A 10,738-nucleotide genomic window follows, 5' to 3' on the forward strand; every position below is an offset into this window, starting at 1 on the left:
TGTAATATTTATCTAGCGTTATTTTCGCAATAGCGCCGACTTTGTAGACTTCTATCCATTCATCGTAATAATCGCAAAACAAAATTCCTTTCTTCTTAGCCAATTCCATCCTCCTCCAATCTAATAGTCCGTAGCCCTTTTTCACTCGTCCTCTTCCGATAACTCGGCGTGGCATAAAACAAAATCGTTTTACGCTTCACTTTCTTGAACGCCGCTAATTCGTCTACTGTGCCTATTTGTAGCAGTGTGTCGCCTTTGTATAGGGCGTATTCCATCACTCGCCCACCTCAATCAAATGCTCCGCCGGAAACGTGAAGGCTTCGATTTCGGCGCGGGTGAACTGATTCTTATACCAACCTGTGTCAGCTTTTGTATTCCATATACGTCTACCAGTTGACTTACATATGTTCAAAACTACATCGTCAGTCGTCACAGGATCGCGCAAATACCACTTTTTCGGTTCTTCGCGTTCGTCTAGCGGTGTGGATGCGTATTCGAATAGTAATTCCGCTAGTTTGTGTGTTTTTTCTTCGCCGAGTTCTTTGATATTGTAAGCGTAAATGCTATGAGTGTATTGACTATCCTTGTACACTGACCCTATACACTTGCCATTATCATCATAAACCCTAAATCTAAGTTGCGAGTCGTCATCAACATATTTTCCTAAATTAAACCCTAGCCCTTCAACCGCTTGCTTAAATTCCACAGTTTTCATATTGCTATTTCCTCCAATTTCGGCTATAATAAAGCCAAGTTATTTTGTTTAAACGTCTTAGTCCACATTGCCATGTGGGCTATTTTTTGTTGTCTTGGTAGTTTAGATACATGAATGGTGTACATAATAGAAGTACTAATATTGCTATAAACACGATGTCATACCTCCTTGTAAACAAACTTTTTAATCAACCATTCGTTTGCCTTCACAGCATCAAACGCCCAGCGTTCTTTTTTTCTTTTTATCCCAGTTGCTGAACTTGCTTATTTCTGGATAATCATAGATATTTTCAAGCCACCAACCATATGATCGCGGGCTTGCATCTGCAAACTTTTCTAATGTCCACACGCCGTATACGACTGGTGACGTTAGTTTTTTGTTTTTGACTGGTCTTGCCATGGGCGGGATCCTTTCTACTATTTATGTTCGATAAAATATTTTCTAATCTTATCTTTCACTTTATATCCTGTTTTGCTGCCATCAAGTACCTGTGATAAATACGCATCAGATACACCAACTTCTTTCGCTAAATCCTTTTGCTGTAACCCCATTCGTCGCAATTCTGAACGGACATAAATTCCAAATTCTAGGTCTGACATTGCACACCTCCTTATAATTTATTCAGTATTCGAATATGCTGTGATGATGCTTCTAATCGATATTTCGGATCAGCATCAGAGAACATAATGGATTCCAGAAAGTCCAGTTGTCTGTTATAACGTTCCTTCTTGTCCACTTTCACAGTGGGTTCTCTCAACACTGAAATAGTACGTTTATCGCCTTGTCCACTGACTTCTATCCATTCTTTTGTTTTTAGTTTTGAAATCGTTACTTTCGCATGATCTTCTTTTATATTGCAATGTGTTGCGATTTCTAAATTCGTCGCTTTCGGATTATCGATTAGATAAAATAGTATCTTATCGTTTAACGTCATTCCTCTTTCACCTCACCTTCCTGTATTAAATAAGCTAAATATTTAGCGGAATGTTGACAAAAAGCATTCTATAGAGTACTATAAGTACATAGCGAAATAAACCTACATTTATGCCACTAATTCACGTTCCCCAACGTTTTACGGCTTGTATTTGTTGTACTTATTGCGCTAAATATTTAGCTGTTAAACACAGTATAGTATTCTTTAGAGTGATAGTCAAGCGTTTTGTTACTCTATATCGTACTATTTTTACAGCTTTTGGAGGAATGCATTGATATGACTACGTTTGAACGCGTAAAAAAACTAGCGGACGGACAAAAAATATCTTTGAAAGAGCTAGCTTTAAAATTGGATATGGGAGAAAACGCGATATATTCGTGGAAAACAAAAACTCCAGGTGCTGACAAGATCAAAATAGTAGCGGATTATTTTGATGTCTCCACAGACTACCTCCTAGGACGCGAAGAAAAAGAAGAAGAAGGCTTTGTGACTTTCTTCCGTGCGAATACATCTGATTTATCAGAAGAAAAGAAACAGCTGCTAGAAGAAGAACTGATGGCATTTATGGAAGCAAGACGCAAATTCCTTGATGGAAAGGGGAAATAATATAGATGAATGAAGGCTTAGTTCGTGCAAAACAAAAAGCAGAACACCTAGCCCCGCAAGTATATACAAGTTATAGAGACTACAACAGCGAGGACGTTTTAAAACATGTGATTGATCGGTGTGGAATAGATGCCTTTGATTACCCTTTTGACTCTGACATATCGGGAATGTTAGTATCAGACTCGCGTTCTATAACACTAACAACGAACTCAAAAATGAGTAAAGCGAGAGGTAATTTTTCAAAAGGTCATGAGCTGGGACATTACTTCCAACACGTAAACGACACATGCAAGATTTATTCTTTTCAAGATGTAGTTGGTAATTCTATTTATCAGTCACAGGAAGAATTACAAAGAGAATCCGAAGCGGACATGTTCGCGGGGCATTTACTTCTACCAGACTACATACTAATTGCCTTTTTAAGAAAAGGACATTCTTTTTCTTCTATATGTAAGCAAGTCGTTATTTCTAAGCCGGCATTACGCTTTAGAATAAGAGAGCTGCTGATTTTTACTTACTCTGTCCCATACTGGGAAGCACACAATATAGCTATGAACTTTGAAAATGTGCAGAAAAAGGCTTTATTAATTTTGGTTACCCTTGCTTCCAATAATCCTGTTAAATCTCGTGAATTGCTCGAAAATATGCAATATAACCTTGATGTATAATGATGGAAACTATATAATAGAGTGGAGTTTAAAATACATTGTATAGAGGGAGAATGAGAAAATGGATTTTATTGCATTTTGGTTGGGTGCCTTGGGTTTAATAGCAGGACTGGTATTATTGGTATTTAACTTAATAAAAAGAAAACCGAAGAAGGTTTCTTTTATAACAATAGGCGTGTCTCTGGTCTTAATACTAATAAGTATGACTATACTATAATCGAAATTTTTCCGATTATACAGTGACAGAATAAAGCAATCGTAAAATAAATAAAAATACGAACAAAAGGGAGAATGTAAAAATGGCAGTCTTAGGAGCATTATCAATTGTAGGTTTTATTATTGGCATCGTATGGCTAATCGTCAATGCTATCAGAAAAAAAAGGAAAGAAAGTACCGTTGATTGTGATTGCTGTATGTTTGGTAAGTACAATTGTCGCTGTTAGTAATTCGGATTCAAGTGAAGCAAGTGATAAAGGTGATACGAACACATCTACAGTTAAAAAAAACACCTTCTAAAAACAAAGACGACTCAGTTTCAAAAGAGGATGTACAAAAATCTGTAGATAAAGTTGTTAAAGAGTATGACAGTTCATGGCAAACTAATTGGAAAGATGCTTGGTCTGAAACTAAAACAAAAGCTGACTTATCATCATTAAGAAGCAATATGGATAACTTGACTATCAAATACGATAGTTTGAAAAATTATTTATCCACAAATGAAGTATTTAAAGAAAACGAAGATCTCCAAAATTTTTCAAGAAAAATGACAGAAAGTATTAATTTACGCCTTCAATCTATTAAACAAATATCCACAGCTATAGACAATAATGAAGATATGACACAAGCTTCTGATAATGTTGTTGAAACTGTAAAACAAGCAGATACAGCACTAATTCAAGCTATCGCAAGTGCTCTGCAAGCAGGTTATGAAACAAACTAAATAAACCCCAGCAAGCCCACCCCCAAATGGGCTTCTGCGGCTCTCGAACCGAACATATGTACTATTTTAAGGAGGTGAAAACATGAAAATAACCAAAAAAGCTAATGGCAATTACACCACACGCATTAAAGTGAAAGTAGATGGCGAATGGAAAGAACGTCGCCTTACCGATTCAGACGAAGATAATCTTTTATACCGTGTAGCTAAATTACGAAAAGCCTATAAAAATAATGATATAGCAGCAAAAGAAAAAAAGTGGCGGATGGGTGAGTTTTACACCCTTGTTATCGATACTTTCAAAACAGATAAAGTAAGTGATTCCACAATCGATTTATACCGGCTTGCATATGAACAATTTATTGATTATTTCGGGGATATTTTTATTTCATCTATCGATCGCATTAAATATCAACAATTCATTAATCACCTTGGAAAAGATTATTCCCTGTCCACTGTGGACACCAGACACCGCAAAATGCGAGCTCTTTTTAACTTCGCGGTAGATTTAAAGTACATTAAGGAAAACCCCGCTAAAGGGGCTGTGATGGCTGGTGTGGACGTATCTAAGGATAAGGTAATGTTTATGGAGAGTGATAAGGTCGATTTATTACTAATCGAGTTGAGAAAAGAGTATTCCGTTGTCAATGCAGTAATGATGTTAGCCGTCATGGCTGGGTTGCGATTTGAAGAAATCGTTGCTTTAACGAAAAAAGATATTGATTTCAAAAATCGCATTGTGCATGTCACGAGAGCGTATGACTACAAATACACACATACTTTTGTTGATACCAAAACTAAAAAGCCTAGGAAGGTGTTCCTAGACTCTAAGACAAACGATTATTTTAAAAAATATGTAAAGTGGCACGATCACTATTCGAAAGGCACTGCAAACAAACATGAGTTTTTATTTAATTTGAAAGGCAAAAGCAACCCTGTAACAAATGGTACTGTTAATAATGCGATTAAAGCGATGTGTAAGCTCATTGAGAGCGACGAAATAACAATTCATAGATTAAGACATACACACACAGGTTTGTGCGTAGAAGCTGGTATGGACATCATTTACGTGTCCGAAAGATTAGGTCATGAAAATATAAATACAACACTCAAATATTACAGCCACTTAAGCAAACAGTTACGTGCAAATAACCAAGCGAAAGTTGACGAATTTTTCGCCGTTTAAAACGAAATAGTGCCACAAATAGTGCCACAAATGCCCCAAATTTATAGGTATTATAGGTCACTATGGGGTATAAATGCTAAAATGACGAAACTCTCAAAAACGCTTATAACACAAGGATTACAGCCGTTTCAGCCATAACCCCACAACTAATGTTTACTCCTGTTCGGGATTCCGTAAATAGTAGCCTACTCCCCGTCTTGTTACAAGCCATGCTGGATGACTTGGATTGTCTTCAATTTTCTCACGTAAACGGCGTACTGTTACATCTACCGTCCGGACATCCCCGAAATAATCGTAGCCCCAAACCGTTTGCAATAAATGTTCACGCGTCATTACTTGCCCCATATGTTTCGCTAAATAATGCAGTAATTCAAACTCACGGTGAGTCAGTTCAATCGTCTCGCCGCGTTTAGACGCAACGTATGCATCTGGATGGATAATAAGCGAACCAATTTCCAGTTCACTGTTCTCTTCCTCTTCTGCTACAGCACTTCCAGCCGTACTATGACGACGTAAATTCGCTTTCACACGTGCAATTAATTCACGATTACTAAACGGTTTCGTCACATAATCATCTGCACCTAGCTCCAGACCAAGCACTTTATCAATCTCCGAGTCTTTTGCAGTCACCATAATAATCGGCATATCATATTTTTTACGTACTTCACGACACACTTCAATCCCATCGCGACCTGGCAACATAATATCAAGCAAAATCAAATCAGGCTGAATTTCTTCTACCAATTCAATCGCCTCATCGCCATCATAGGCACAATATACATCAAAGCCTTCTTTATTTAAATTGAATTTCACAATATCCGCTATCGGCTTTTCATCATCTACAACTAAAATTTTCTTTTCGGCCATTGTTAACCAGTCCTCCCATTTCTAAAATCGCTTCATTGCCACTATATTTTTTGAGAAATAACCCCTGTGTTGCCGCTAAAAAATGTCTTTCTTTTGAGATAAATGAATGCTTTATTTCTCACGTAATATCCTGTATATGAGCGTACTTCCAACCATAACAACCATTACACACATCATTATAACATACTATCTTCCGTATAGGAAAAGTTGGGAAGCTTTTGTATTTTAATAAACAAAAACGCAGATCTCCAAACAAGGAGACCTGCGCTATGTATCTTTTGTATTTAATCAAATAATGGGCTTACAGATTCATTTTTATGAACGCGAACGATTGCTTCGCCAAGCAGAGGCCCTACAGATAATTGCTCAATTTTATCAATCCATTTATCTTCTGGTAAAACAAGTGAATTGGTCACGATTAATTTCTCGATAGGAGAATTGCTAATACGTTCAATCGCTGGACCAGATAGAACTGGGTGAGAACAACAGGCGTACACTTTCGTTGCGCCATTTTCAATCAAAGCATTTGCTGCTAGAGTGATTGTTCCTGCTGTATCAATGATGTCGTCAATCAAAATAGCGACTTTACCATTCACATTACCAACGATATTCATGACTTCGGCAACATTTGGACGCGGACGACGCTTATCAATAATCGCGATTGGCGCCTTCAAACGATCTGCCATTTTGCGAGCTCTTGTTACTCCGCCATGATCTGGAGAAACAACAACCAAATCTTCATCGATATGATGCGAGCTAAAATAGTTAGATAGTAAACGCACCGCATTCAAGTGATCGATTGGGATATCAAAGAAACCTTGAATTTGTGGTGCATGGAGGTCGAGTGTAATCATACGTGTAGCGCCTGCTTTTTCAATTAAGTTTGCTACTAGTTTGGCCGTAATAGGCTCACGACTACGCGCTTTACGGTCTTGACGTGCATAACCGTAGTACGGCATCACAATATTAATTGTTTTTGCTGAAGCTCTCTTAAGTGCATCAATCATGATCAAAAGTTCCATCAGATTTTGGTTAACCGGAAAACCAGTGGATTGCACAACATAAACGTGGCAACCACGGATACTTTCTTCAATATTAATCTGAATTTCGCCATCACTAAAATGGGTCACGCTGGACTTCCCTAAATTAATTCCCGCTACTTCCGCTATTTCCGCTGCTAGTGCTTGGTTGGAATTTAAAGAGAAAATTTTTAACTTTGGATCAAAATAATCGTTAGACATAATCAGCCTCCACATAGATTTTATATAATTTTTCATTGTTGGGGTTGCTCAAAAAATCATGCAACCCCATAACACTAAAATAAAGCATTACTTGCTGAAATTAAGTTTTTTAGCGTATCCTTCTTTATTTTCTTGTTTCACGCGTGAAATAGCAAGCGCATCTTCTGGTACATCTTTTGTAACCGTTGTGCCCGCTGCCACGAAAGCACGATTGCCAATGTTGACTGGCGCTACCAAGTTGGAGTTGCAACCAATAAAGACATCATCGCCAATAATTGTTTTAGCTTTATTTTTGCCGTCATAGTTCACAGCGATAGAACCGCAACCAATATTAACATTCTCGCCAATCTCCGCATCACCCATGTAAATGAAATGCGGGATTTTTGAGTTCTTGCCAATCGTTGCTTTCTTCGTCTCCACAAAGTTTCCAATCTTAACGCCTTCACTGATTTCGGATTCCGGACGTAAGTGTGAATAAGGTCCGACTTGCACGTCATCGCCAACCTTGCTATCGTAAATAGACGAATGTCTCACTTGAACACGCTCACCAAGAATCGCATTATCCAACACGCTTGCGCCAGTAATCTCACAATCAGCTCCGATAACTGTGTTACCGTGAATCGAAGCATTTGGTCCAACAATCGTATCTTGACCAATTTCTACATCAACGTCAATATACGTATTTGCTGGATCAATCAAAGTCACACCATTTCGCATGTGCTTTTCATTGATTCGGTGACGCATAATCTCTTGAGCCTCTGCTAAAGCTACGCGATCGTTCACACCAAGCGATTCCTTTGCATTCTCCATTCGATAAGCCGCAACGACCTCATCTTCGTCTTTTAAAATTTTGATAACATCTGGTAAATAGTACTCACCTTGCGCATTTTCATTAGATACTTTCGATAACGCTTCAAATAAAGCTTGATTATCAAAACAATAAGTACCAGTATTAATCTCATTCACGCGTTGTTCTTTTTCTGACGCATCTTTTTGCTCAACAATTTTCTCAACGATTCCTAAGTCATCACGAATAATCCGTCCATAGCCAGCTGGATCATCTAAAACCGTTGTCAAGATTGTTGCCTTCGCACGTTTTTCTTGATGATATTTCATTAAATCTTCCATTGTGTGCCCTTGGATAAGCGGCGTATCGCCACATACAACAAGCGTGACACCTTCTTTGTCACCGAGTACACTTTTTGCTTGTAAAACAGCATGCGCCGTCCCTAGTTGCTCTTTCTGCAAAGCAAACACACTTCTATCTTTCAAATGGGTCTGCACTTGTTCCGCGCCGTGTCCGACAATAGTCACAACTTCATCCGGCTCAAGCTGACTGATTTGGTCTACTACATGTTCTACCATAGGCTTTCCACAAACAGGATGTAAAACCTTGTAAAGCTTCGACTTCATTCTTGTACCTTGCCCAGCCGCTAAAACCACCGCATATCTTTTCATCATTGACAAGACCCTCCAATTATCCACTATTCTTCATAATGATAATACCGTAAATACACCTTTTTTTCAAGATGCAATTAGAACCTAGTTTCGTTTCCTCTAGAAGAAATCAATGGCAAGCGTTTGCATTGTTGGGGCTGTTCGAAATAAAATGAGTTACAGCCCCAATATGCATGAAAGCAAAGCGAGCATGTAATCCACCAGTGACTGTTCGACACCAAATTAGACACAACACAATACACAGACAATCCTCCATAACCCTTCAAATAAAATGAGTTACAGCCCCAAGCAAAGCGAGCATGTAATCCTTCCAAATCTGTTTCAGGTAGAAGCGAATACTCACTTTGTTCGCACTCATATTGGACCTCTAAAGAAACTAAACTACGTTTCTTAAGAGGAGTTCTTGCTTTTTAGTACTCTGCATGTTTTATGTTCGTAACTGTTTCCTCTTCTTTTCTTTGTCTCGCATCAGTTCTTTTATGGAACGAATACTCACTTTGTTCGCACTCATATTGGACCTCTAAAGAAACTGAACTACGTTTCTTAAGAGGAGTTCTTGCTTTTTAGTACTCTACATGTTTTATGTTCGTAACTGTTTCCTCTTCTTTTCTTTGTCTCGCATCAGTTCTTTTATGGAACGAATACTCACTTCGTTCGCACTCATATTGGGCCTCTATAGAAACTGAAATACGTTTCTTAAGAGGCCCAACAAAAAAGCAACTAGCCTGGTGTGGCTGGTTGCTTGGATTAATATTTTTAATTATTCAGCAGCTACTTCTTCTTCAACTGCTACGTCTTCTGATACTGCACTTGATTCTTCTTCGCCTACGCGAACGTATTCAGCAAGCACGACCTCTTGGATTTTTCCACGAGTATCAGAATTGATTGGATGAGCGATATCACGGAATTCACCATCAACACCTCGTTTACTAGGCATCGCTACGAATAAACCGTTATTGCCATCAATCACACGAATATCATGAACAACAAATTCCTCATCTAAAGTTATAGAAGCAATAGCTCTCATTCTTCCATCAGTTTCTACACGACGTAATCTCACATCAGTTACTTGCATTATTAGTCACTCCTTATCCCATTTTGTCTTCTCATAGTTTTCTCTGGTTATTTCATCTTGTTACTTGGGACAATCTTTAGTTTCCCTTTAGATTCGCTATTCACAACAAGCATTTACCCAGGTCCTATAAAAAGTAGTGTTTAGTCTTCATTTCCTTCTTCCGCTTCTGGTGTCGCTTCTTCCGCTACTTCGCTCACAACTTCATCAGCTTCAGCATAAGCAACCAAAACAGCGTCCTGAATTTTAGCACGAGTGTCTGAATTAATTGGGTGAGCGATGTCACGAAACTCTCCATCTGGAGTACGTTTACTTGGCATTGCTACAAACAACCCATCATTACCATCAATCACGCGAATATCATGTACTACGAATTCACCGTCAATAGTAATTGAAGAAATAGCTTTCATTCTTCCATCAGTCTCAACTCGACGTAATCTCACATCTGTAATTTCCATTTTCTTCACCACCTTAGCTCTTGTTGACATGTTACTTGTTGTTCAACATACACGCAACATCATAAAGATAACACTAGAGAATTGTTCCATCGACATTTCTCCTACACAAAAAGTAATTTTCAACTACTTTATGTCCCCAAAAAGGAAAGTCCAGAATTTTTCTCTAACAACATCATAATAAAAAAAGCTAAATTTGACAACTTTGTGACTTCATATATAAAAATACCGTTTAAAATGTATTTTTTATTGACAAAACCATATTGTCCTTAATAACGAAAATATTGTATACTATTAATCAGTTCGTTTTTAGTAATTATGAAAAACGTTGTTAATGTATGCTGTATAAGCATTTCCAATTATATTTTATTCACTAAATTTATGTCTCTATACACTAATACACTTAAAATCAACTCTTTTTTAGTATACAAAAAAGAGTTGATTATCTGTTTTTAACCTCTCTTTTTGTACATGTTTTTTTAATATTGTTTACAAATATCAATGAATTATGACACATCGTAATATCTGTTAGAATATCTGATTATATATTGCTATTAAAGCATTAATAATAAGAAAAAGATAAATATATTGTTTAAAAA

13 protein-coding genes and 1 pseudogene are annotated in these 10,738 nt (G+C 37.6%); 4 read left to right on the top strand and 10 right to left on the bottom strand.

Going from position 1 to position 10,738, the window contains the following annotated elements:
* Positions 1-95 precede the first annotated feature (95 nt).
* The 5 genes and pseudogenes from PROCOU_RS04655 to PROCOU_RS04675 all read right to left on the bottom strand — a co-directional run bounded on the left by PROCOU_RS04655 (position 96) and on the right by PROCOU_RS04675 (position 1,649).
* Positions 96-278 (bottom strand): hypothetical protein, encoded by a 183-nt coding sequence (locus PROCOU_RS04655; protein ID WP_036069986.1) that lies wholly within the window; start codon positions 276-278, stop codon positions 96-98.
* A complete protein-coding gene (locus tag PROCOU_RS16385; RefSeq protein WP_051994192.1) occupies positions 275-715 on the bottom strand; it encodes a hypothetical protein in 441 nt (146 codons plus the stop codon). Before PROCOU_RS16385 ends, PROCOU_RS04655 begins: the two co-directional genes overlap by 4 nt.
* Before the next feature lie 158 nt (positions 716-873).
* Positions 874-1,114: pseudogene (locus tag PROCOU_RS04665) on the bottom strand (hypothetical protein).
* A 17-nt stretch (positions 1,115-1,131) separates the two neighbouring features.
* Positions 1,132-1,314 carry a helix-turn-helix domain-containing protein gene (locus PROCOU_RS04670; RefSeq protein ID WP_036069988.1) on the bottom strand — a complete coding sequence of 61 codons (183 nt, stop codon included), beginning with the start codon at positions 1,312-1,314 and terminating at the stop codon, positions 1,132-1,134.
* An 11-nt stretch (positions 1,315-1,325) separates the two neighbouring features.
* Positions 1,326-1,649, bottom strand: a complete 324-nt coding sequence (locus tag PROCOU_RS04675; protein WP_036069989.1) for a winged helix-turn-helix transcriptional regulator — start codon at positions 1,647-1,649, stop codon at positions 1,326-1,328.
* A 276-nt stretch (positions 1,650-1,925) separates the two neighbouring features.
* On the opposite strand from PROCOU_RS04675, the gene PROCOU_RS04680 reads away from it, so the two are divergent.
* The 4 genes from PROCOU_RS04680 to PROCOU_RS04695 all read left to right on the top strand — a co-directional run bounded on the left by PROCOU_RS04680 (position 1,926) and on the right by PROCOU_RS04695 (position 5,046).
* The gene (locus tag PROCOU_RS04680) at positions 1,926-2,255 is read left to right on the top strand and encodes a helix-turn-helix domain-containing protein (protein ID WP_036069991.1); all 330 of its coding nucleotides are present in this window, start codon (positions 1,926-1,928) and stop codon (positions 2,253-2,255) included.
* A 5-nt stretch (positions 2,256-2,260) separates the two neighbouring features.
* Positions 2,261-2,923 (top strand): ImmA/IrrE family metallo-endopeptidase, encoded by a 663-nt coding sequence (locus PROCOU_RS04685; RefSeq protein WP_036069993.1) that lies wholly within the window; start codon positions 2,261-2,263, stop codon positions 2,921-2,923.
* Between the two features lie 475 nt (positions 2,924-3,398).
* Positions 3,399-3,863 carry a hypothetical protein gene (locus tag PROCOU_RS04690; protein WP_036069994.1) on the top strand — a complete coding sequence of 155 codons (465 nt, stop codon included), beginning with the start codon at positions 3,399-3,401 and terminating at the stop codon, positions 3,861-3,863.
* Between the two features lie 82 nt (positions 3,864-3,945).
* Positions 3,946-5,046: a tyrosine-type recombinase/integrase gene (locus tag PROCOU_RS04695; protein ID WP_036069995.1), complete on the top strand. Its 1,101-nt coding sequence runs from the start codon at positions 3,946-3,948 to the stop codon at positions 5,044-5,046.
* Between the two features lie 153 nt (positions 5,047-5,199).
* Here PROCOU_RS04695 and yycF read toward each other — a convergent pair whose 3' ends face one another.
* The 5 genes from yycF to spoVG (PROCOU_RS04720) form a co-directional block, all read right to left on the bottom strand.
* Positions 5,200-5,913 carry a response regulator YycF gene (yycF, locus tag PROCOU_RS04700; RefSeq protein WP_036069997.1) on the bottom strand — a complete coding sequence of 238 codons (714 nt, stop codon included), beginning with the start codon at positions 5,911-5,913 and terminating at the stop codon, positions 5,200-5,202.
* Positions 5,914-6,197: 284 nt separating this feature from the next.
* Entirely contained in the window at positions 6,198-7,154 is a 957-nt protein-coding gene (locus PROCOU_RS04705; RefSeq protein WP_036069998.1) for a ribose-phosphate diphosphokinase, read from the bottom strand.
* A gap of 87 nt (positions 7,155-7,241) precedes the next feature.
* The gene (glmU, locus tag PROCOU_RS04710; protein ID WP_036070000.1) at positions 7,242-8,615 is read right to left on the bottom strand and encodes a bifunctional UDP-N-acetylglucosamine diphosphorylase/glucosamine-1-phosphate N-acetyltransferase GlmU; all 1,374 of its coding nucleotides are present in this window, start codon (positions 8,613-8,615) and stop codon (positions 7,242-7,244) included.
* Positions 8,616-9,372: 757 nt separating this feature from the next.
* Complete coding sequence (gene spoVG, locus PROCOU_RS04715; protein ID WP_036070002.1) at positions 9,373-9,687, bottom strand: septation regulator SpoVG; 315 nt, start codon at positions 9,685-9,687, stop codon at positions 9,373-9,375.
* A 140-nt stretch (positions 9,688-9,827) separates the two neighbouring features.
* Positions 9,828-10,142 carry a septation regulator SpoVG gene (gene spoVG / locus PROCOU_RS04720; RefSeq protein WP_036070003.1) on the bottom strand — a complete coding sequence of 105 codons (315 nt, stop codon included), beginning with the start codon at positions 10,140-10,142 and terminating at the stop codon, positions 9,828-9,830.
* Positions 10,143-10,738 lie beyond the last annotated feature (596 nt).

Origin of the sequence: Listeria rocourtiae FSL F6-920 (assembly GCF_000525975.1) — a bacterium.
Taxonomy (GTDB): Bacteria; Bacillota; Bacilli; order Lactobacillales; family Listeriaceae; genus Listeria_A; species Listeria_A rocourtiae.